This is a genomic window from Pandoraea pneumonica (assembly GCF_902459645.1).
GTDB lineage: Bacteria > Pseudomonadota > Gammaproteobacteria > Burkholderiales > Burkholderiaceae > Pandoraea > Pandoraea pneumonica.
In genome coordinates this window covers 60135-81161 of sequence record NZ_CABPSK010000002.1, presented here as the reverse complement: position 1 = coordinate 81161, position 21027 = coordinate 60135, and the positions used below count along the sequence as shown (strand labels likewise).

The following is a 21027-nucleotide window of genomic DNA, read 5'->3' as shown; positions in this document are numbered from 1 at the left end:
AAGTCGATGCGAATCGCTTTGGTGACAGAGAATTTCCCGCCGCAGAGAACCTCCGGGGCGGTGCAACTGCGAGACTTGGCCCGTGAATTTGCCCGTCAGGGGCACGCACTGACCGTCATACTGCCGAGCGCCGACATCGACGGCGCGTGGAAGCTGGAGCAAGTCGACGGATTCGATGTGCTTCGGTTACGCGCGCCTGAAACGAAGGGCATTGGCTACGTGCGCCGGACGATCAACGAGTTCGTCATGCCCTTCGCCATGCGAAGGAATTTGCGTCGAAGCCCGCTAGCCGACCAGAAATGGGAAGGCGTCGTCTGGTACTCGCCCTCGATTTTTCACGGCCCGCTCGTGAAGTACTTGCAGCGCAAAAGCGATTGCAAGACCTACTTGATCATCCGAGACATTTTTCCGCAATGGGCGGCTGACATCGGGTTGATGGGGCGTGGTCTACCGTACCGTGTCTTCGACGCCGTGGCGCGTTATCAGTATTCCGCTGCCGACACGATCGGCGTGCAAACGCAAGGCAACGTCGGCTATTTCGACGACTGGGCGCGGCAGCCCGGGCGGCACGTGGAAGTGCTGCCTAACTGGCTCTACGAAGCGCCGGTCACCGGGTGCCCCATCGATATCGCGAAGACGCCGTTGGCAGGCCGCAAGGTGTTCGTCTACGCGGGGAATATGGGCGTCGCACAAGGCATGGGCATCCTGCTGGATCTCGCCGAACGGCTACGCGCGCGCCAGGATGTCGGCTTTCTGTTCGTCGGGCGCGGGAGCGATGCGGCACAACTCGCGGCCGATGCCGCGCGGCGTGGGCTCGATAACGTCGTCTTCCACGACGAAATCCATCCCGACGAGATTCCGGGGCTTTATGCCCAATGTCACATCGGGCTGGTGGCCCTCGATCCCCGGCACAAATCGCACAATATCCCGGGGAAATTTCTGTCGTATATGGCGAGCGGTTTGCCCGTATTGGCCAATATCAATCCCGGGAACGATCTGGCGGATCTGATTCGCGCCAACGACGTGGGGCAGGTCAGCGAAGACAATACGGTGGAAACACTGGAGCGTCTGGCGCTGAAACTGATCGCCGATCTCGACTCGACGTCCTCGATCGCGGTGCGATGCAAGGCGCTGTACACGAAACTGTTTGCGCCCGAGACAAAGGTGCAGCAGATCGTCGCGGCATTGGGCGGGCGCAGGGCATAATCGCTCGCTCGCTCACGCATGCACGGCGGATCACCGCCGTGCTGCTCAACTCAAGGGCGGCTATCGCGCCGCCACCGCACCCATTTCCCCGCTGAGAATCTTCTCGTAGAGGCCTCTCACGTCCGCATCGAACGCCTTGTTGTATTGCACCAGCGCTTCCGGCGACGGACGATAGTCATCTGCGCTGGCGGCTGCCGCCGAGGCCATTTTTTGCGCCAGCGCTTCGGGGTCTTCGCTCGTGAAGAACGATGCACTCGGGATCAGCGAGTTCGCTCTGAACATTGCAATGTCGGAGCAGATCAGACCGGTGCCCAGCGCGAACACGGTTCCCGGAATGCCGCTATTGGTGCCGCGCTTGTACGGCAGGACGACATAGTCCGCCTCAGCGATCAACTCCACATACCGCTCGTCGGAAATGAATTCCGCGATCACAGTGACGCCCGGCACGCCCGAGAGAAGCGCCATCGCTGCGTGATTGCGGCTCAGATTGGACGCCACGACAAGGCTGTGTTGCGCCGCACCGAACGCCTCCGATTGCGCAAAAACGGCCCACGCTTTGGCGAGGACATCGAGGCCTTTCTCTGAACGGGGATGCCCGACAAACAAGAACTTCGTGCCGCCGTTGCGTCGATGATCCGTTTTTTCTCGTGTCGACGGACCGTGCATTCTGGCCGGGTCCATGATCGGGAAATCATGCAAGCTGATCGGGCCGTCAAAGGTGAAGCTCGATTTAAAGTCGTCGGCAGAGTTTTTGTTGTGAAGCAGAATCGTATCCGCGAGGTCGATGATCGACTGCTTGATTCGGTGTCTCGGCGTGACATTGATGTGTTGCGACTCGAACGGAATCACATCGTGCAACGTCAACATCAGCTTCCTGCGCAGGACCTTCTTTACGACGAGCAAGAACAGGTATTCGGCGAAGTGCTCGCTGATCAGGTTGTAATTCAGGACCTTGGTTCTGTTCTTGCTCACCAAGAATAGCGCAATCAGGAGCCCATAAAGCAACTCGATGTATCTCACGATGAAGCGGAGATACTTGAAGTTCTTCAGCTTGTTCGGGCCTGTCAGTTCCGTGTACTTAAAGAAAATCTTCTTCCCGTACGGAAACGGGAAGTAATGATTCACCAACGCTTCCTGAGAAAATTCGCTCTCAAGCGCTTTGTAGATGCGATCGGTGTACAGCCCCGCGGAGCCAGCAGTGCCGAAGTACAGGTGAGTGATGTCGGTCATAGAGCAGTGATGGATGCCGGTTCGGCGCTTACGCGCTGCCTGAGGTGGTGCCGGGCGCCGAGGCGCTCGCGCTTTGCGCAGGACGAAGGGATGCGGACAATTCGCGGCGCAGATACAGCAGGACCAGCAAATCGAAAAGTGCTCGCGACGACCATGCGATAGCGGCGCCGACGATGCCAACGGTGTGCAGAATCAGCAGCAACGAGGGGATGTAGATAATCGTCTCGAAGATGTGGATAAACGCCGTCGTTCTCGACTTGCCCGCCGCCTGAATGTACGTGAAGGGAACGCTCGCGAGCGAATTGAAGAAGATGCCAATAAACAGGATCGACGCCACCATCCACGATTGTTCGGCAAACTTCGCCCCAAGCCAGATCGACAGCAAAACTTTCGACAGCACGGCAATCGCCAGGCAGATCGGAAGCATGACGTACAAAATGAGCTTCAGACTGCCCTTGTAGTTGGCTTCGGCTTCGTGGTGACGCGAGCCGATGACATTAGCGAGCCGGGGGAACAGGGCGCCGGTCAACGCGACGGGAATAATCAGCAACCGGTTCGCGATCTCGAACGGCACGGTGTAGTAAGCGACTGCCGTTGCGCCGAGCACCGAGGAGATGAAAAAGCGATCCGCGGAGACCAGCAACGGGCCGATGACGTTCGACGCGGTGGTCCATCCGCCGAAGGCGATCAGCTCTTTGACATAGCCCCACTGGACGCCGAGACGGTTGAAGCGAATGCCGTAGACATTGCTGACATATCGCCAATGAATCGCGACGACGAGCAGTCTCGTGACGATTAGGCTGAGCGAAATCCAAATCAGGGAATTGCCGACGCACGCAACGACGATGGCCGGTGCCGCAAAGTTGAGAATGCCCAGAATGATGCGGAACACGCTCGAAATCTTAAAGTTCTCGAACGCTTCCAGAACGCCGCGAAACCCGATCGTGAGCGTGGTGATCGGAATGCCGATAGCCGAAATGATCAGGGACCAAAACGTCTCGTCGATCAACGGGCCACTGACATTGAGCCACTTATTCGCGAGTATGTGAGCGAGCACCGCAAGCAAGAGCATGCCGAACATGCCGGCGGCGCCGGTCACGACCAAGCCGCTCTGAATGATCGGGTTGACCTCGTTCTTTCTATCCGAGTTGAGGATCGAGCTGACCTTCTGCGTGATAGCACGGCCGAGACCCAGGTCGAACAGACTGAAGTAGCCGATCAAGGTCCAGATCAGCGTCAAGATCCCGAACGCCTCCACCCCAAGGTGGCGGAGCAAATAAGGAACGGTGACGGCTGCGACAAGTAATGGCCCCCCCAGACCAGCCAGGTTCCAAAGGGAGTTTTTCTTTATCGACATGGTGCGAGATTCCTAATATCCATAACGGTAGTTCATGCATGGGAATATTGTGATCTCCGCACATGAAGCCTATTTGCCGTAACCACGGCGTGACATCGGCCCTACGACTGGTGCAGCTTATTCTTTGCCAGGTGCTCGTAATTCGATTGCGTTGCCCGCGTAAAACGGTAGTACGCGTTCGCCGCCGTCCGATAGTAGAGGCTATTGAAGTGAGTCTTTTGCGCGGACGGATCCACCCAAAGAATCTGCGATTGCTTCGCCCGCATGTTGTGCTTCTTGATGAAGACTTCGAGCAGGATTTCGTGCATGTATCCGAAGACGCGAATCTGATGGATCGGATACTTCGTCGGATCGATGCGTCTTTCGACTTCGAGCAAGATGTCGAAAACCCAGTCACAGTAGCGCGTGAAGTTGTCCCAACTCATGATGAACATGTTGTGGCCGATCATCTTGTTGTTCTCGTACATATGATCTCTGTACGCCGCTAAATAGTCTGGGTACTTCTCTTCGACGACCCGCTGCAAAATATCGAAATCGCGGTCGTTATAGTTCATGCTGCAAACGCGAGCGATGCTATAGGCATACGTGTACGGCACCGGCGTGATGATGTCGGCATCGCCGAAAAGCGCCTGCGCGGTAGGGAGCGTATAGCCGTCGACGAACTGTTGCCCACGGGGCACGTCGAGAATCTCGATCGGTTTTGCAGAGTCGAAACGGAAATTGAAGAAACGACGATAGCTGCAAAGGCCGACGTAAGGCACCTTTTCGATGTGCTTCCAAGCCCAATACAACCCGGTGATCTCGGACCAATAGGCGTTGCGCGAGCTGATGTTGTCCCCAGTGTCGTAGCCCAACATGGGCAGATGCGATGTCATCTCGCTTCTGCCGCATTGGACGTTAATCAGGAACTCTCGATCGGTGTTTATCAGTGCCTTGTTGTGATAAAAACAAAGCAGCTTGATATCGTCTTCCTTGTTCATTGTCTTTGGAAAGTATTAATCAATTAGGCGCGAGTATTCGACAAGATAGGAAGTGGCTGGTCGAGACCACTCACTGGCTGGCGACGTTGAACAACACGCGGCGCAGCACATTTGCCTTCGGTTGATCTTCCGAAAATCCGTTTGGCGAGATTTTTTTGGTTGCTTTGATGATCTCGACGTAGCGCGAAAAATTCTCGGCAACGGAGTAATGGGTCTTGGCGTATTCGTAACACTTCGCGGCTACGCCGAGGTAATCGGCCTCGACTGCCTGGATGACGTCGGTCAGTTCCGCAATATCCGGGCCGTCGCTGTTCATTAGCTCGGAGCCATCGCAACCAAGCGGCTTGTCGAAAAATAGGCCGCCGCAAATCGGCTTATCGAACAGCGCGTGATCGTAACTCGCCAGCGCGACGATGACCGGAATTCGGTAGCGGGCCAATTCGACGAGCGACGTGCCCATCGCATAGCCGATGGAGTGTTTGACGATCTCCTCGCGAATCTTGTCGTAAGGCAATTCGCCAATGAAACGGATACGCGCGGGATCGACACCGAATTTTCGGACAGCCTCATCGATTTGTGCCGTCGCGCCGCTGCCAACGATGGTGAGCGTGTAGTCGGTTCGCTTCGAGAGGAACTCAACCATCGCGCAAACCGCAGGTATCTTGAAGTCGACGATTCGGCCAATCCAGATGATCGACTTGTTGTTGGCTTCGGCGCCCGCCCCTGGCTCAGCTTCGGAGAACGAGGGCAACGGAACAATGCGGTTTCTCGGCACATGAAGACCGAAGGTGCGCTCCCAGTGATCGGCGATGACCTGAGCCATGCAAATCAATCCGTTGTTGTCGTTGATCTGCTTGAGCAGCGCCCGGTTGAAATTGATCAGGGCTTTGTTGCGAAATGCCCGCTTCTTCGTCAGGGCGTAGGCAGCCTTGTCGAACAGTGTCTGCCCGAGATACAGATCGTCCTGAACGTGAAGAATCAGGTGCGAAATCGAGATGTTCGCCACCTGGTGACTTAACGCTCTCGCGAGATGCAGGTCGCGCATGCAGAACGTGACAAATTTGACTTCGTTCTGCGCGCCAATGCTTGCGCTGACCTTCGCGAGCAACGCCGCCTGCGCGTCTTTCTTCAGATAGAAATAATCGAGATCACCCGATAAGGCGACGACCTTGCCTTTGACGCTGGGGGAAGCCGCCAACTTCTGTTGGATAAAGCTGCCCTCGGCGCAAATCGCAATGTAGGGCTCATCGATCGAATCGAGATAATCGCAGAAGCGCACAAACAGCGTTTCTCCGCCGCCTAGATAGTGATTTACGTTGTACAGAACGATCATGCGCGTCGGGTTGCCTGAATAGAATGTGATTCTGCGTATTTCGGGGTGAACTCGATTGCCGTTGGTGTTAGCCGCAAATTTCGAGGATCGACGTAGCGACATAAGCCGCCTCGTCTTCGGTCAGGACCGGACTCATGGGAATGCTGAGAATCGTCTCGTGAATCCGCTCGGAGATGGGAAGGCTTCCCTTCTCGAGATTCAGGTCGCTATAGGCTTCTTGAAGATGCGGAGGAATCGGGTAGTGAATGATCGTCCCGATGTTCTTCTCGGTCAGCTTTGCCTGCAACTGATCCCGATCGTTGAATCGAATGGCGAAGATGTGAAACACGGATTCACACGTCGGCAGCGTTTTCGGAAGAATCAGCTTGTCGGACTTCGACAGCAGGTTCATGTAGACGTCGGCCACTTCGCGACGCTTCTGATTCTCTGCATCGAGGTATTGCAGCTTCTTGCGCAGAATCGCGGCCTGCAACTCGTCCAGACGGCAATTGAAGCCTTTGACTTCGTTGTGATACTTCTTGCTCGATCCGTAATTCAGCAACAACCGGACCTTCTGCGCCAGCACCGGGTCGTTGGTCGTGACGCCACCGGCATCGCCCAACGCACCGAGGTTCTTGCCGGGGTAGAAGCTGAACCCTGCGGCATCGCCCAGCGCGCCGGCCTTCTTGCCCTTATACGTTGCGCCGTGGGCCTGTGCTGCGTCCTCGACGACTTTGATGCCGTGACGGCGAGCGATCTCGTTGATCGGATCCATGTCCGCCGTTTGCCCGTACAGGTGGACGGCGATGATTGCCTTGGTATTCGGCGTGATGGCAGCCTCGATCTTTGCGGGATCGATGTTGTAAGTGGCTTCATCGGGCTCGACGGGCACGGGCGTTGCGCCGGCATAGGTCACAGCCAGCCAAGTGGCGACATAGGTATTCGACGGGACGATAACTTCGTCGCCGGGACCGATGTCGTACGCGCGAAGAATCAGGTGAAGCGCATCGAGCCCGTTGCTCACGCCGATGGCGTGTTCGGTACCGCAATAGCTCGCAAACTCGTTCTCGAACGCGCGCACCTCCTGGCCCAGAATGTACCAGCCTGAATTCAACACGCTGACCATGGTCTGCGTCAGCTCGGCTTCGTGAGCGAGGTTGATCTTCTTAAGGTCGAGGAAGGGAATATTCATTTTAGGATTCGAAGGATGCGAGCGGGATTTCCGGCGACGACGGCGTTTGCCGGAACATTTTTGGTGACGACGCTGCCGGCGCCGATCATGGCGCCCTTGCCGATTTCAATGCCCGGAAGAATGGTCGCGTTCGCACCGATCGACGCGCCCTCCCGAACGATAGTCTTAGCAAACGTCTCGGGATAAACCTTGGAGCGCGGGAAATTGTCGTTCGAGAACGTGACGTTCGGACCGATAAAGACATCGTCTTCAATGACGGTGCCGTCCCACAACTGAACGCCGCACTTAACCGTCACTCGATTCCCGACCTTCACGTCGTTCTCGATAAAACAATGGGAACAGATATTGCAATCGTCACCAATCTCGGCATTCGGCAGTACGACGACGAATTGCCAAATTTTCGTGCCTTTCCCAATCGATTGGCTTTGCACATCGCTGTAAGCGCTAAGCATCTCAGGTCCCTTGGCCAATAAGGTTCAGGAACTCGCCGTAGTCGCGGATGTAGTCTTTCCCGTCGTAATGGTGGGAGGCGAAGACCAGCAGCAGTGCGTCGTGCGAGTACTTATATTGAATACCCCACACCATCGGCGGAATGTAGATGCCCGTGGCGGGGTCTTTCAGTTCGACCTCCGCGCGTTTGTGGCCATCGTCGACCACAACGGAGCAGCTACCCCGCACACAAATCAGAAACTGATGGCATTCGTGGTGCGCGTGTTCTCCGCGAATTTCGCTGCTGGGGACGTCGTACACCATGAAATAGCGCAGCGGCGCGAACGGGATTTGCGTCTCGAATTCGCCCACCGACAAGTTGCCGCGCAAGTCGGGAATCACCGGAAACCGAAAAACCTCGACACCGCGAACGTCCAGTGCCGTGCGAGGCGTGCGCTGCCCGGCCGTCGCGGCGGATTGGATCTCTGGGCGGTTCGTATTCACATAGCCGACGATCGTCGCGGGATTGCCCTCGACGATTGCGCTGGGCGGAATCGAGCGCGTGACCACGGTGCCCGGACGCACGTTGGCGCCGGCGGCGATACGCACACCCGGATAGATGACCGACCCCTCGCCAATGTTGACGTCGTCCTCGACAACCACACCCACGTCGGCGTCCGGGTTGTCGGAGGCGGCGAATACGACATGGCTACGAATCCGCACACCGTTCCCCAGCGTCACGCCCTTGGGGATGTATACGCCTACGCCGATGGTCGAATTCTTTCCAATCACCGTTTCGGGTGCGACGAACGAGAGCGACTCGCCCGATTCGGAAACTGATTTTCTGGTGTTCACTTCCATTACTTGGTTTCGTCTGGAGAGGTATGTGGAGTGCGTCGGATCCAAGCGTCTCGGCGGATCATCGCGTGCGGCCGTACGTATCTTCGAAGCGAACGATGTCGTCTTCACCGAGGTAGTCGCCCGACTGAACCTCGATAATTTCCAGCGGAATCTTCCCCGGGTTGCTCAGACGATGCACCTGCCCCAACGGAATGTAGATGCTTTGATTTTCGGTGAGCAGTCGCGTCTCTTCGCCATTGACGACCTCCGCCGTTCCTTTGACGACGATCCAATGTTCTGCGCGGTGATGGTGTTTTTGCAGACTCAAGCTGCCGCCGGGTCGTACCTGAATTCGCTTGACCTTGAAGCGCCGGCCTTCATCGACCGAGTCATACCAGCCCCACGGACGGTGCACTTTGCGATGCAGCGAGTGCTCGTCACGGTTTTCCTTGGCGAGCATGGACACGATGTTCTTGACGTCTTGGCTGTGGTTGCGGTTCGCCACAAGCACGGCGTCGGCAGTCTCGACGACGACCAGGTCTTCCACGCCGACGAGCGCGACTAGACGCGTCGACGCGTGGGCAAGCGAATTCTTCGTGCCGGTGGCCAGTACGTCGCCGAAGTAGGCGTTCCCTGACGTATCACGCGGGGTGGCCTTCAGCACGGCGTCCCACGAACCCAGGTCGTTCCAGCCTGCGTTGAGCGGGACCATCTTGATCTCGAACGCACTACCCGGGCAATGTTCCATCACGGCGTAGTCGATCGATTCAGCGGGTACCTCGTGAAAGGCTTCCTTTGCCGGGCGGACAAAGCGGACATCGAGCGTGATCTCGCGGGTGCTTTGGGTCCAGGCGCTTGCGGTGGTCTGCGCAATGTCCTGTCGGAATTGACCGATGGCCTGCAACCAGACCGAGGCCCGAACGACGAAGATACCGGCGTTCCAGAAATATCCGCCGTCTTGCATATAGCGCTGCGCGGTCTCGATATCGGGCTTCTCGACGAAGCTGCGCACATTGCGCGGGCCGTCTTCGCTAGCGGCGCCTGCCTGAATGTATCCGTAACCGGTTGCCGGATGATCGGGCTGGATACCGAGAATGACAATGCCGCCTTTATCCGCTTCGTGGATGGCAGCGCGCATTGCCGCAGTGAACGCGTCGTTGTCCTCGATCACCTGATCCGATGGCGTGACGACCAAGATCGGATCGTTGCCGTCGGCCATGGCTTCAAGCGCCGCTAGGGTCATCGCGGGCGCCGTATTCTTGCTCTCCGGCTCGAGCAGCACGCGGTCGGCTGCGATGCCGATCTCGCGCAACTGTTCAGCCAGCAGGAACCGGTGCTCCTCATTGGAGACGATGATGGGATTCGCAATCGCGATCTCGTCGCTACGAAGCTGCATCGAGCGGTTCGCCGATAATTGGAAAAGGCTCTCTTGCCCCGTCAGGCAAAGAAATTGCTTCGGAAAACCCGCTCGGGACAAGGGCCAGAGGCGCGTGCCGGAGCCGCCGCAGAGAATTACAGGTGTGGCGTGAATCATGCCTCTTGCTCCTTCGTTTCCACAGCGCTTGCGATTTCGGATTTCAATGCGTCGATCTCCATTTTCAGAGCTTCATACTCATCCATCTTTCGCTTCAGAAATTTGCTCGTCAAATTCGCCTTTTCGACAATCCCTCTCGGCGTCAACATATAGACGTAGCCAAATTTATTCTTTGAGTTGGCGAAATTGAGCATCTTCACCCACCCTTTTTCCATTAACGACCTGAGGCAATAATTCAGCCCACCGACGCTGACACCCAGCTTAGCGGCCAACTCCCGCTGGGTAAGGTCCGGGTTCTCATACAAGATGCGCATGACACGGAAATACGTATCTTCTTGTAATTTCGCTTGTCTACTCGGCATAAATTTGGTGATTTGTCGATGAATGAGGGAAGCAAACCCAATTTGCCTGCGCCGCCACTATTGAAATCTGCGATTGACACCGAAAATCGATAGTCGCGAATGTCTGTATGAGTTCGAGCAATTCTACTTGAGTCTAGGCGGGCTGGATCATGTTTGTTTCGAGGCGCCCGTGTGTATTGGGTTTGGCCGTGATGCAAGAACCATCAGAACATCATCAATGGCCTGCTAAAATCCCGCGTTGCCGATAGTAAGCGAGCGGTGATTCGGTGTCTGCCAGGTGGCACCCAGATAGTTTGGGCGACGACATATCGAATCGTGGGCGCGCTGCGAAGTTTGTGACGGGTCAATATTCAGTTCCGAAGGTACGGATATTGTTAGCCCTGGCAAACCGCCCCGGGGTGTCCGCATGGATGCGGTCACTAATACAATGACAATGTTTGAAATTTATTAAGGTCGAGACATGCGTAGTGGTGATACGTCGGCGGGCAAGAGGCTCGTTCTGGTTGAGCTCAACGAAATCAATTTCGACATTGTGCTGAACTACATTGAGGCGTTTCCTGGACGTTTCCCGGCGCTCGCGAAATTGACGTCCGGCGCGGGTATCAGCACGACCTGCGAACGCAACTACGAAGAACTTGAACCGTGGATCCAGTGGGCGTCCGTGCATAGCGGGCAAGCGTATACGGAGCACGGTATTTTCCGTCTTGGCGATATCGTCGGCTCGAACGTTCCGCAGGTTTTCGAGCAGCTCGAGCGCAGCGGTTTGCGCGTGGGTTGCGTGTCCGCGATGAACGCCGAGAACCGTCTGCGCGCGCCGGCCTACTTCATTCCGGACCCCTGGACCGCCACGCCGAGCGACGATTCCTGGTGGAGCCGGGTCTTGACCTCCGCCGTATCGCAGACCGTCAACGACAACGCGCAGGCGCGCATCACGTGGAAAAGCGCCTTGCACCTGGGGCTGGGGCTGCTGCGCTTCGCCCAACCGAAGCATTACGGGCTGTACGCCAAGCTGATCGCGGGAAGCCGTGGGGCGTCGTGGCGAAAGGCGTTGGTGCTCGATTTGCTGCTGCACGATATTCACGCGAAGCTCTTCCGTGCACGCCTGCCGAATTTCTCCGCCGTATTCCTCAATGCGGGCGCGCACATTCAGCACCATTACTTCTTCAACTCGCATGTCTTGAAGGGCAAGGCGAAGATGTCGAACCCGGCATGGTACGTCGCCCAGGATGTCGACCCGATTGCCGAGATGTTGAGCGTGTACGACAGTCTGATCGCCGATTGCATGAGTTTCGACGGTACCGAAGTCATTGTTGCCACAGGCTTGTCGCAACTGCCCTATGACCGGGTGAAGTATTACTACCGTCTCAAAGATCACACCGAGTTCATGCGCATGATCGGCGTTCAGGTCCGATCGATTCAGCCGCGCATGACGCGTGACTTCTTGCTCGAGTTCGACTCGGCCGCCGAAGCGCTTGCGGCACAGTCCCGACTCTCGGAACTTCGCGTCGTCAAGGATGGGCAGCCTGTATTTGGCGAGATCGACAACCGCGGGGATAGCCTGTTCGTGACGCTCACTTATCCGCACGAAATTACGGCGGACTTGCGCGTCACCTTTGGCGACGATCAGTGGCCGCTTGAGCCGTACGTCGCTTTCGTCGCCATTAAGAACGGCATGCACCAGGAGAAGGGCTTCTCTTACTTCACGCGTGGGGTTGCGCAATACGCACCGAGCGATCGCAGCCATGTGAAGGAATTGCACTCGACGATCTTGCAGTTTTTCGGCCACGAAGCCCAAAACGGCCGCGCGTAAGCCCGCCGGATTGGCGCACCGTCCCTTGACAGGAAGGATTCGCGAACTAACCTGAATAAGTACGCGAACATCGGGCGGTGCCTGTTTCAGGATCGGGGTGTACTGGAGTCGAGTGACTGATCCGCGGCCTTCCCGCGGACGCGCCATGCGAACTTCGTCCCTCGATCGTCGGGGCGTCGTTGAAAGGCTCGACAAAGGCAGGTGCCATGGCCCTCCCGATCCTCCTGATCGTCATCGTCGCCGCCGCGCTCGCGTTTCATTTCTGGAGCCCGTGGTGGCTGACTCCGCTGGCGTCGAACTGGCGCCAGATGGACGACACCCTCACCATTACGCTGGTGATCACCGGCGTGGCCTTTGTTGCCGTCAATCTTTTCGTGGCATGGGCGATCTTCCGCTATCGCCATCGCGACGGCCACCGCGCCGCTTACGAGCCCCATAACCGCCGCCTCGAAGCCTGGCTCATCGGTATCACCACCGTCGGCATCGCCGCCATGCTCGCGCCCGGCCTGTTCGTCTACGCCAAGCTGATCGACCCGCCGTCGAACGCCATGGTGGTCGAAGTGGTCGGCCAGCAGTGGCAATGGCGGTTTCGGCTGCCGGGACCGGACGGACGCCTCGGCACCTCCGATCCCAGCTACGTCACCGCCGACAACCCGCTCGGCTTGAATCCCAAAGATCCCGCGAATCAGGACAATCGCATCGTCGATGCGCCCGAACTCCATTTGCTCGTCGGCGTGCCGGTCAAATTGCTGCTGCGCGCCAAAGACGTGCTGCACGACTTCTACGTCCCGCCGTTTCGCACGCGGATGAACATGGTGCCGGGGATGATCACGCAAATGTGGCTCACCCCCACCCAAACCGGGCGCTTCGACATTCTCTGCGCGCAGCTTTGCGGCGTGGGCCACTCGAACATGCGAGGCGTTGTCGTGGTCGATGACCGCCCCGCCTACGATGCCTGGCTCGCCAAACTGCCGACTTTTGCTGCACTGCAAGCACAACACGCCGGTGCAGGCGCATTAGACCCACTCGCCGCCAAAGGCAAGCTGCTCGCCCAAGCGAAAGGCTGCGCGGGCTGCCACTCCGTCGACGGCTCTGCGGGCGTCGGGCCGACGTGGCACGGGCTGTACGGTAAGACGGAGACGTTCCAAGACGGCAGTACCGCCAAAGTCGACGACACCTATCTCGCCACGTTCATCCGCAACCCGACCGAGCGTGTGCCGAAAGGTTTTGCGCCGCTCATGCCGAAGCTCGAGCTCACCGATGCCGATCTCGCGGCACTGATCGCTTATATCAAGACGCTTGCCCCGGCCGCGCCCACTGCACCGGCTGCCCCCACGGCGAGCACAGAGACGTGGCAACTTGCCCAGAACTCATTAGTCACGCCACGCGAGCCCATGCAGATGGCGCCGCTCTCGCCGGGGCCAGCCTCGTCGCCGGGCTATAGCGCCCCGAGCGCGCCGCCCATGTCGGGGCCGCCGCCGCTTGCCACGCCGTTGCCGCAGTTGGCGATCCCGCCGCAACCGGGCAATGCACCCACGGCACCATCGGCCCCATCGCAACCGCGCGTGCCGTCGATGGTGCCACCGCAAAACCGATAGCCGCAGACGTAACGAAACAGAAGACACAGACAAAGCAGACCGAACAGGCAACACCGAAAGCACAGACAGCGTAGAAAGCACAACACAGACGCTAAGGAGGAGAGGCGCCATGGCGTACGGCACATCCGCACACGGCGAACACGATGGCCCGCAGAGCTTCTGGACGAAGTACGTCTGGAGCCAAGACCACAAAGTCATTGCCGTGCAATACGCGCTCACGGCCATCGCGGTCGGGCTGGTCGGTCTCGTGCTCTCGAACCTGATGCGCTTGCAGCTCGGCTTCCCCGGCAAGTTCTCGTTCATCGACGCGAATCACTATTACCAGTACGTCACCATGCACGGCATGATCATGGTGATCTACCTGCTCACGGCGCTGTTTCTCGGCGGCTTCGGCAACTACCTGATCCCGCTCATGGTCGGTGCGCGCGACATGGTGTTCCCGTTTCTGAACATGCTCAGTTACTGGGTCTACCTGCTCGCGGTGATCGTGCTGATGGCGAGCTTCTTCGTGCCGGGCGGCCCGACCGGTGCCGGTTGGACGCTCTACCCGCCGCAGGCCATCCTGCCGGGCACACCGGGTACCGAGTGGGGCATCGTGCTAATGCTGATCTCGCTGCTGATCTTCATCGTGGCCGCGACGATGGGCGGTCTGAACTACGTCACCACCGTCTTGCAGGCGCGCACCGAAGGCATGACCTTGCTGCGTCTGCCGCTCACGGTGTGGGGCATCGTGATGGCGACCGTCCTCGCGCTGCTCGCCTTCCCGGCGCTGTTCGTGTCCGGCGTCATGATGCTGCTCGACAAGACGCTGCACACGAGCTTCTTCATGCCAGCCATCGTCTCGTTGGGGCAGCCGCTCGACTATCGCGGCGGCAGCCCGCTGCTGTTCCAGCACTTGTTTTGGTTCTTCGGCCACCCTGAGGTCTACATCGTGGCGCTGCCTGCTTTCGGCATCGTCTCCGATCTCATCAGCGTGCACGCCCGCAAAAACATCTTCGGCTATCGGATGATGGTCTGGGCGATTCTCGCTATCGCCGTGCTGTCGTTCGTCGTGTGGGCGCACCACATGTTTATCAGCGGCATGAATCCGTACTTTGGGTTCTTCTTCGCCACGACCACCCTCGTTATCGCGATTCCGACGGCGATCAAGGTCTACAACTGGGTGCTCACCCTGTGGCGCGGCGACATCCACCTGACAGTGCCGATGCTGTTCGCTATCGGCTTCATCAGCACGTTCGTCATCGGCGGTCTGACAGGGTTGTTCCTTGGCAACGTGAGCGTCGACATGCCGCTCTCGAACACTTACTTCGTGGTCGCGCACTTTCATATGGTGATGGGCGTCGCACCGCTGTTAGTGGTCTTCGGGGGCATCTATCACTGGTATCCCCTCATCACCGGACGCCGCCTCGACGACCGGCTCGGGCAGTGGCACTTCTGGATCACGTTCGTCGGCACCTACGCCATCTTCTTCCCGATGCATTACCTCGGCGTACTCGGCATGCCGCGACGCTATTACGAATTTCAGGGCTACAGCTTTATTCCGCAGTCGGCCCACACGATGAACACCTATATCTCGGTTGCCGCCTTCATCGTCGCGCTCGGACAACTGCTGTTCCTGTTCAATCTCGCGTGGAGTCTGCGGCACGGCAAACTCGCCGGGGCGAATCCGTGGCGTGCGGCATCGCTCGAATGGCAAACGCCGAACGTGCCGCCCGTGCACGGCAACTGGGGCCCTGCGCTACCGGTGGTGTATCGCTGGCCCTATGAGTACAGCGTGCCGGGAGACATCGAAGACTTTGTGCCGCAGAACGCCGCACCCGATCCGCGACGGCCCGCCACCTTGGCTGACGGCGATGGTTCGCATGGAAACCGTTCGCCGTCCTCACCCGTGCCGCCTGCGCCGGACAGCCCCAAAGGAGCCGCATCATGAGACCCGTTCCGTCGTGGCCGCCCATGCCCTCGGGTGGCGTGCCGATTGCGCAACCGCCGCGCCGCCGCGCATCGCAAATCGCCGTGTGGTGGCTTATGGGCGTAATCGGCGTGCTCTTCGGGCTGATGCTCGTCGCTTATGTGATGCGCATGAGTCTCGGCGACTGGCGTCCGTTGCCGTCGCTTCCCGTGTTGTGGGTGAACACGGGCGTGCTCGCGGCTGCGTGCATCGTGATGCAGTCGTCCGTCTGGCAGGCGAAGCGCGGCGAGTTGCGTCGCTCGCGGCGAGACTGGATGGCAGCGGGTGTGCTGGCGATGGTGTTTGTGATCGGGCAACTGTGGGTGTGGCGCGATCTCGTCGCACGGCATTACGGCGTGGCAGGCAATCCGGCGAACAGTTTCTTCTTCCTGCTGACTGGGCTGCACGCGCTGCATTTGATCGGCGGGCTCGTCGCGTGGGCGCTGCTCATGCCGCGTGCCATCTCGCACGGCACGCGCGCACGGCGCTTGGCGCTCACCGCGCAGTATTGGCATTTTCTGCTGGTGCTGTGGCTCGTGCTGTTTGCGGCCGTCGCCAACCTCACCCCTGAGATTGCGCAACGGTTGTGCGGCGTGAGTCAGTAACTACCGCGTAACTAGCGAGTAGGAATATCAGCAGGTAAGACGGAGCGTCATCGTGAATACGACATCGTCCTCTTCGAACGCCCTGAACGCCATGACAGACACGGCAGATCTGCCCGGCGGCTGGCGCGGCATCGTCACCGACTGGTCGGGCGATCGCGCGGCGTTCCACGTGCCGTGGGGCAAGGCGATGATGTGGATCTTCCTGCTCTCGGACACGTTCGTATTCAGCAGCTTCCTGATCGGCTACATGACGGTGCGCATTTCCACCACCGCCCAGTGGCCGAACCCCGCCGAAATCTTCGCGCTCAACGTGAACGGGCACCCGGTGCCCTTGCTGCTCATCGCCATCATGACGTTCGTGCTGATTACCAGCAGCGGCACCATGGCCATGGGCGTGAACTATGCCTACCGGCAAGACCGCGATAAGACGGCGGCGTGCATTCTGGCGACGGCCTATCTCGGCATCGCATTCGTCAGCATGCAAGCGTTCGAATGGACGAACCTGATCGTGCACGAAGGCATTCGCCCGTGGGGTAACGACAAGGGGGCAGCGCAGTTCGGTGCGTGCTTCTTCATGATCACGGGCTTTCACGGCCTGCACGTGAGTGCGGGCGTGATCTATCTGCTCACCGTGATGCGTAAAGTGCTCAACGGCACGCTCGAGCGGCGCGGTAACTATCAACTCGTCGAGATCGCAGGCCTTTACTGGCACTTCGTGGATCTCGTCTGGGTCTTCATCTTCGCGTTGTTCTATCTCTGGTAGAGGCTTGCTATGGACCCTGCTGCCACATCCGCTGTACCCACCGCTCCCGCCAGTCATTCCGGGCAACAGCATCCGGTCGGCATTTACCTGAAAGTGTGGGGGCTGCTGTTCGTGCTCTCGACGTTTTCGTATCTCGTCGATTACGCGAACCTGCACGGGTATCTGCGCTGGGGGTTGATTCTCGCGCTGATGGTCGCCAAGGCGGGCCTGATCGTGGCGGTGTTTATGCACATGCGCTGGGAGCGGCTCGCACTCGTGTACGCGATTCTGATCCCGCCACTCGCGCTGCTCGTGTTGATGGCGTTGATGGCCACCGAGGCGGATTACACGTTCCTGACGCGGCTCGCGCACTTCGGTTGATGGGCGTGCCGTCGCAGGCTCAACGTACGCTCAGGCACGCTCACAACAACTCCACCAGCCGCCGGTCGCTCTTGCGGCAATACTCCGCGCAAGCCGCACGCGCTGCCGTCGCAGCACTGTGTACGAACAGCGGGGCGTCGGCGCGGCGCGACATCGATACCACGATGGACGGCGGCGCGGGTTGCAATGGCAACTCGACCACTTCTCCACTCGCAATCAGCGCGTCGACGAACAAGCGCGGAATCGCTGCCACGCCGAACCCATCGCGTACCAACTGCACGATCACCGCAATGGATGGCGAGCCCGTGATGCGCGTCTCCGAGAGCGGCACGCCGTGCACGCCCGCCAGTTTCGCGACGATGTCTTCGAGCGCGCGGTGCGGGGCGGTGCCGCGTCCGTAGGTGAGGATGGGGTGTTGCAGCACCTGCTTGGCGAGCCCGCCGCGGGTATTCGGAAATAGCCCCGTGCGCGCGATCCAGTGCACGGGGTAATTGGCGAGCGCATCGCAGACCACGCTGCTGTCGTCGCTGCCTTCCACGCGAATGATCAGATCGAGTTCGTCGGCCAGAAGGCGGCGCTGCAATTGCACCGAGACGTCGACCGTCAGTTCGACTTCCAGCGTGGGGTAATCAGCGGCGAGTCGCCGCAAGTAATGCGGTAGCCAGCTATGCACCACCGTTTCGATCACGCCGAGGCGCAGGCGTCCACGGGTGGTGCTCTCGCCGGAAGCGGCCGCTTGCAGACGCTTGGCCGCTTCCACTACCGCCTTCGCGTACCCGAGCAGATATTCGCCGTTGGGCGTGAGCCGGAAGTCGCGGCTTTCGCGATCCACAAGTGCGGTATTGAGTTCCTCTTCCAGCGCTTTGAGCCGCTGCGAAATGGCGGCGGGCGTGGCGTGCAGCGCGGTGGCCGTCGCGCGAAAGTTGCGCAGTTTGGCCAGCGTGACGAAGGTTTCAAGAAATCGGGTGTTCACGGCGATCCTCGGGAAAACCCGCGAAGTTGTTAAGAAATTCTATACGGTAGCGCGTAGAAAAACTCGTTAGCGACAACATTTTTTTCTTTCTATGCTTCACCCATCCGATGCTCCCAAGGCATCTCCCCCGAATCGTTGCTCACTCGCCGAACCGCCATGAACCACCCTGCCACGCCGCTCGACTTCACATCGCAACGCGAGACGATCATGCCCTTCGAATTCCGACAAGCCGTGCGCAGCGGCCAATTCCGCGGGCCGACCGCCGGCTATTGCGGCGAGTTTGCGCAGGCCAATCTGGCGATCCTGCCCGTGGCCCATGCGCACGATTTCCTGCGCTTCTGCCAAAGCAACCCGAAGGCGTGCCCGCTGCTGGGCGTGGGCGAGCCGGGGCAGTGGCATGTACCGTCTCTGGGCCGCGAGGTGGACATCCGCAGCGACGTGCCGGGCTACAACGTTTATCGCGACGGCAAGCTCGCCGGTGAAGTCGACAATCTGGCCGAGTACTGGCAAAGCGATTTCGTTGTGTTCGCTATTGGCTGCTCTTTTTCGTTCGAGCACATGCTGGCGAAAGCGGGCATTCCGCTGCGTCACGTGGAAGAGGGCTGCAACGTGCCGATGTATCGCACGAAGATCGCCAACCAGCGCGCAGGCAAGTTCGGCGGCGAACTGGTCGTATCGATGCGGCCGATGAAGGGCGCCGATGCCATTCGCGCCGTACAAATCACGAGCCGCTTTCCCGGCGTGCATGGCGCACCGATTCATATCGGTGACCCGGCCGAGTTGGGCATTGCCGACCTCTCGAAACCGGAATTCGGCGACGCCGTCACGATCCGCGATGGCGAGCTGCCCGTGTACTGGGCCTGTGGCGTGACGCCGCAAACCGCACTCATGGGCGCGAAGCTGCCGCTCGCGATTGCGCACAAGCCCGGCTACATGCTGATGACCGATATCCCGAATGCATCGCTCGCCGTCTTCTAACCGTTGCTAACTGCGGCTAACGGTTGTTGACGGCGAGTCAGCACCAAGCACCACGCACTAGGTAGCACGTAGCACATAAAAACACCGCGCCATGACGGAAGTCGGCAGAGCACCCGTTGCCTGCCGCTGACCCAACACGCCCATCGCGGAGCGCGGCCCGAGGGCATCACACGGCAAGACAGGACATCACCGGAGTCTTCTTCTCATGGAAAGCAAAACCCCTCTCGCGAGCCCGTCGGCAGCCGCTGCTGCAACGGTGCCGGATACGGCCTCGGCCCCCGCTGGCGGCAGCCTGTTCGGCTGGTACGGCGACGCGACACCGCGCGAAAAGCGCGCGTTCTGGAGCTGCAAAGTCGGCTACATGCTCGACGGCATGGATACCCAGATGCTGAGCTTCGTCATTCCGACGCTGATCGCCACGTGGGGCATCAGCCTTGCCGACGCGGGCTTCATCGGCACGCTCACGCTGCTCGCCTCGGCACTGGGCGGCTGGGTCGCCGGTATTCTGTCCGACCGCATCGGGCGCGTGCGCACGCTGCAACTGACGGTGCTGTGGTTTGCCGTGTTCACCGGGCTGTGCGGTCTCGCGCAGAACTATCACCAACTGCTCGCGGCGCGTGCTCTCATGGGCTTCGGTTTCGGCGGCGAATGGACCGCCGGTGCCGTGCTGATCGGTGAAGTGATTCGCGCCCGCGATCGCGGCAAGGCTGTCGGTCTGGTGCAGTCGGGCTGGGCCATCGGCTGGGGGCTGACGGCCATTCTCTACTCGGCGCTGTTCTCGCTGATGCCCGCCGAAATGGCGTGGCGTGCGCTGTTCCTGATCGGTTTGCTGCCCGCGCTGCTGGTGCTCTTCATCCGCCGCTATGTGCAAGAGCCGGAGGTGTATCAGAAAGAGAAAGCCAAGCAAGCGAAGTCGGCCGACGCGCCGGGGCTCACCGCCATCTTCAGCCCGAAGCTGCTCTCGACGACGATTCGTGCCGCGTTGCTGACCACGGGCGCGCAAGGCGGTTACTACGCCATCACGACGTGGCTGCCGACGTTCCTCAAGACCGAGCGTCACCTCACGGTGATGGGCACGGGCGGCTATCTGGCGATGATCATCTTCGGTTCGTGGGTGGGGTATCTCGCGAGCTCGTATCTGACCGACCGCCTCGGCCGCAAACCGAACTTCATTCTGTTCGCCGTGGGCTCGATGGTGATTGCGTTCTCGTACACGTCGCTGCCGCTCACCGATAGCGCGATGTTCTGGCTGGGGTTCCCGCTGGGGTTCTTCGCGTCGGGCATCTTCAGCGGCATGGGCGCGTTCCTGACCGAGCTGTTCCCGACCAACGTTCGCGGCTCTGGCCAAGGCTTTTGCTACAACGTGGGCCGAGCGGTCGGGGCACTGTTCCCGTTCTTGATCGGCATGCTCTCCAAGCAGTACGGGCTGGGCACGACCATCGGTATCTTCGCTGCCTCGGCGTACGGTGTGCTGATTCTCGCCGCGCTCACCCTGCCGGAGACACGTGGACGCGAGTTGGATGCGGTAGATGCCGCCGCGCATTGAGCGG

Annotated in this window: 18 protein-coding genes and 1 pseudogene; 9 read left to right on the top strand and 10 right to left on the bottom strand. The window is 59.4% G+C overall.

The window, feature by feature from the left end:
* The first annotated feature begins 6 nt into the window (after nt 1-6).
* On the top strand, nt 7-1206 hold the full coding sequence (locus tag PPN31114_RS09485; RefSeq protein ID WP_150679293.1) for a glycosyltransferase family 4 protein: 1200 nt from the start codon (nt 7-9) through the stop codon (nt 1204-1206).
* A gap of 60 nt (nt 1207-1266) precedes the next feature.
* Here the strand turns inward: PPN31114_RS09485 and PPN31114_RS26615 are convergent, their stop codons facing one another.
* From PPN31114_RS26615 to PPN31114_RS09445, 9 genes are all read right to left on the bottom strand, one after another.
* Nucleotides 1267-1872: a glycosyltransferase gene (locus tag PPN31114_RS26615; RefSeq protein WP_370865875.1), complete on the bottom strand. Its 606-nt coding sequence runs from the start codon at nt 1870-1872 to the stop codon at nt 1267-1269.
* A 592-nt stretch (nt 1873-2464) separates the two neighbouring features.
* Nucleotides 2465-3793 carry a flippase gene (locus PPN31114_RS09480; protein ID WP_150679292.1) on the bottom strand — a complete coding sequence of 443 codons (1329 nt, stop codon included), beginning with the start codon at nt 3791-3793 and terminating at the stop codon, nt 2465-2467.
* 101 nt (nt 3794-3894) lie between these two features.
* The gene (locus PPN31114_RS09475) at nt 3895-4773 is read right to left on the bottom strand and encodes a DUF4422 domain-containing protein (protein ID WP_150679291.1); all 879 of its coding nucleotides are present in this window, start codon (nt 4771-4773) and stop codon (nt 3895-3897) included.
* A 70-nt stretch (nt 4774-4843) separates the two neighbouring features.
* Nucleotides 4844-6106, bottom strand: a complete 1263-nt coding sequence (locus PPN31114_RS09470) for a glycosyltransferase family protein (RefSeq protein WP_150679290.1) — start codon at nt 6104-6106, stop codon at nt 4844-4846.
* A 67-nt stretch (nt 6107-6173) separates the two neighbouring features.
* A complete protein-coding gene (locus PPN31114_RS09465) occupies nt 6174-7277 on the bottom strand; it encodes a DegT/DnrJ/EryC1/StrS family aminotransferase (protein WP_150679289.1) in 1104 nt (367 codons plus the stop codon).
* Nucleotides 7274-7729: an acyltransferase gene (locus tag PPN31114_RS26535; RefSeq protein WP_150679288.1), complete on the bottom strand. Its 456-nt coding sequence runs from the start codon at nt 7727-7729 to the stop codon at nt 7274-7276. Before PPN31114_RS26535 ends, PPN31114_RS09465 begins: the two co-directional genes overlap by 4 nt.
* A gap of 1 nt (nt 7730) precedes the next feature.
* Nucleotides 7731-8612 (bottom strand): WxcM-like domain-containing protein, encoded by an 882-nt coding sequence (locus tag PPN31114_RS09455; protein ID WP_150679287.1) that lies wholly within the window; start codon nt 8610-8612, stop codon nt 7731-7733.
* A gap of 13 nt (nt 8613-8625) precedes the next feature.
* The gene (locus PPN31114_RS09450) at nt 8626-10080 is read right to left on the bottom strand and encodes a mannose-1-phosphate guanylyltransferase/mannose-6-phosphate isomerase (protein ID WP_150679286.1); all 1455 of its coding nucleotides are present in this window, start codon (nt 10078-10080) and stop codon (nt 8626-8628) included.
* Nucleotides 10077-10442 carry a MarR family EPS-associated transcriptional regulator gene (locus PPN31114_RS09445; RefSeq protein WP_150679285.1) on the bottom strand — a complete coding sequence of 122 codons (366 nt, stop codon included), beginning with the start codon at nt 10440-10442 and terminating at the stop codon, nt 10077-10079. The genes PPN31114_RS09450 and PPN31114_RS09445 overlap by 4 nt, the downstream gene beginning before the upstream one ends.
* 460 nt (nt 10443-10902) lie before the next feature.
* Between PPN31114_RS09445 and PPN31114_RS09440 the strand changes: the two genes are divergently transcribed.
* The 6 genes and pseudogenes from PPN31114_RS09440 to PPN31114_RS09415 all read left to right on the top strand — a co-directional run bounded on the left by PPN31114_RS09440 (nt 10903) and on the right by PPN31114_RS09415 (nt 17526).
* On the top strand, nt 10903-12252 hold the full coding sequence (locus PPN31114_RS09440; RefSeq protein WP_150679284.1) for a hypothetical protein: 1350 nt from the start codon (nt 10903-10905) through the stop codon (nt 12250-12252).
* Between the two features lie 206 nt (nt 12253-12458).
* Nucleotides 12459-13586: pseudogene (locus PPN31114_RS09435) on the top strand (cytochrome c oxidase subunit II); the annotation flags it as partial.
* Nucleotides 13587-13959: 373 nt separating this feature from the next.
* Entirely contained in the window at nt 13960-15780 is a 1821-nt protein-coding gene (gene ctaD / locus PPN31114_RS09430) for a cytochrome c oxidase subunit I (RefSeq protein WP_150679282.1), read from the top strand.
* Entirely contained in the window at nt 15777-16403 is a 627-nt protein-coding gene (locus tag PPN31114_RS09425; protein WP_246182486.1) for a cytochrome c oxidase subunit 3, read from the top strand. Before ctaD ends, PPN31114_RS09425 begins: the two co-directional genes overlap by 4 nt.
* Before the next feature lie 91 nt (nt 16404-16494).
* Nucleotides 16495-17166, top strand: a complete 672-nt coding sequence (locus PPN31114_RS09420; protein ID WP_150680334.1) for a heme-copper oxidase subunit III family protein — start codon at nt 16495-16497, stop codon at nt 17164-17166.
* A gap of 9 nt (nt 17167-17175) precedes the next feature.
* Nucleotides 17176-17526 (top strand): cytochrome C oxidase subunit IV family protein, encoded by a 351-nt coding sequence (locus PPN31114_RS09415; protein WP_150679281.1) that lies wholly within the window; start codon nt 17176-17178, stop codon nt 17524-17526.
* A gap of 40 nt (nt 17527-17566) precedes the next feature.
* Here the strand turns inward: PPN31114_RS09415 and PPN31114_RS09410 are convergent, their stop codons facing one another.
* On the bottom strand, nt 17567-18499 hold the full coding sequence (locus tag PPN31114_RS09410; protein ID WP_150679280.1) for a LysR family transcriptional regulator: 933 nt from the start codon (nt 18497-18499) through the stop codon (nt 17567-17569).
* A 204-nt stretch (nt 18500-18703) separates the two neighbouring features.
* Here PPN31114_RS09410 and PPN31114_RS09405 point away from each other — a divergent pair, with 204 nt between their 5' ends.
* Together PPN31114_RS09405 and PPN31114_RS09400 are read left to right on the top strand one after the other, a co-directional pair.
* Nucleotides 18704-19477 (top strand): putative hydro-lyase, encoded by a 774-nt coding sequence (locus tag PPN31114_RS09405; protein ID WP_150680333.1) that lies wholly within the window; start codon nt 18704-18706, stop codon nt 19475-19477.
* A gap of 205 nt (nt 19478-19682) precedes the next feature.
* Nucleotides 19683-21023 (top strand): MFS transporter, encoded by a 1341-nt coding sequence (locus PPN31114_RS09400; RefSeq protein WP_150679279.1) that lies wholly within the window; start codon nt 19683-19685, stop codon nt 21021-21023.
* Nucleotides 21024-21027 lie beyond the last annotated feature (4 nt).

Excerpts from the sequence above, each read along its gene's own strand:
- PPN31114_RS09485 (WP_150679293.1), top strand. The coding sequence starts at position 7 with ATGCGAATCGCTTTGGTGACAGAGAATTTCCCGCCGCAGAGAACCTCC.
- PPN31114_RS26615 (WP_370865875.1), bottom strand. The coding sequence starts at position 1,872 with ATGCACGGTCCGTCGACACGAGAAAAAACGGATCATCGACGCAACGGC.
- PPN31114_RS09480 (WP_150679292.1), bottom strand. The coding sequence starts at position 3,793 with ATGTCGATAAAGAAAAACTCCCTTTGGAACCTGGCTGGTCTGGGGGGG.
- PPN31114_RS09475 (WP_150679291.1), bottom strand. The coding sequence starts at position 4,773 with ATGAACAAGGAAGACGATATCAAGCTGCTTTGTTTTTATCACAACAAG.
- PPN31114_RS09470 (WP_150679290.1), bottom strand. The coding sequence starts at position 6,106 with ATGATCGTTCTGTACAACGTAAATCACTATCTAGGCGGCGGAGAAACG.
- PPN31114_RS09465 (WP_150679289.1), bottom strand. The coding sequence starts at position 7,277 with ATGAATATTCCCTTCCTCGACCTTAAGAAGATCAACCTCGCTCACGAA.
- PPN31114_RS26535 (WP_150679288.1), bottom strand. The coding sequence starts at position 7,729 with ATGCTTAGCGCTTACAGCGATGTGCAAAGCCAATCGATTGGGAAAGGC.
- PPN31114_RS09450 (WP_150679286.1), bottom strand. The coding sequence starts at position 10,080 with ATGATTCACGCCACACCTGTAATTCTCTGCGGCGGCTCCGGCACGCGC.
- PPN31114_RS09445 (WP_150679285.1), bottom strand. The coding sequence starts at position 10,442 with ATGCCGAGTAGACAAGCGAAATTACAAGAAGATACGTATTTCCGTGTC.
- PPN31114_RS09440 (WP_150679284.1), top strand. The coding sequence starts at position 10,903 with ATGCGTAGTGGTGATACGTCGGCGGGCAAGAGGCTCGTTCTGGTTGAG.
- ctaD (WP_150679282.1), top strand. The coding sequence starts at position 13,960 with ATGGCGTACGGCACATCCGCACACGGCGAACACGATGGCCCGCAGAGC.
- PPN31114_RS09425 (WP_246182486.1), top strand. The coding sequence starts at position 15,777 with ATGAGACCCGTTCCGTCGTGGCCGCCCATGCCCTCGGGTGGCGTGCCG.
- PPN31114_RS09420 (WP_150680334.1), top strand. The coding sequence starts at position 16,495 with ATGACAGACACGGCAGATCTGCCCGGCGGCTGGCGCGGCATCGTCACC.
- PPN31114_RS09415 (WP_150679281.1), top strand. The coding sequence starts at position 17,176 with ATGGACCCTGCTGCCACATCCGCTGTACCCACCGCTCCCGCCAGTCAT.
- PPN31114_RS09400 (WP_150679279.1), top strand. The coding sequence starts at position 19,683 with ATGGAAAGCAAAACCCCTCTCGCGAGCCCGTCGGCAGCCGCTGCTGCA.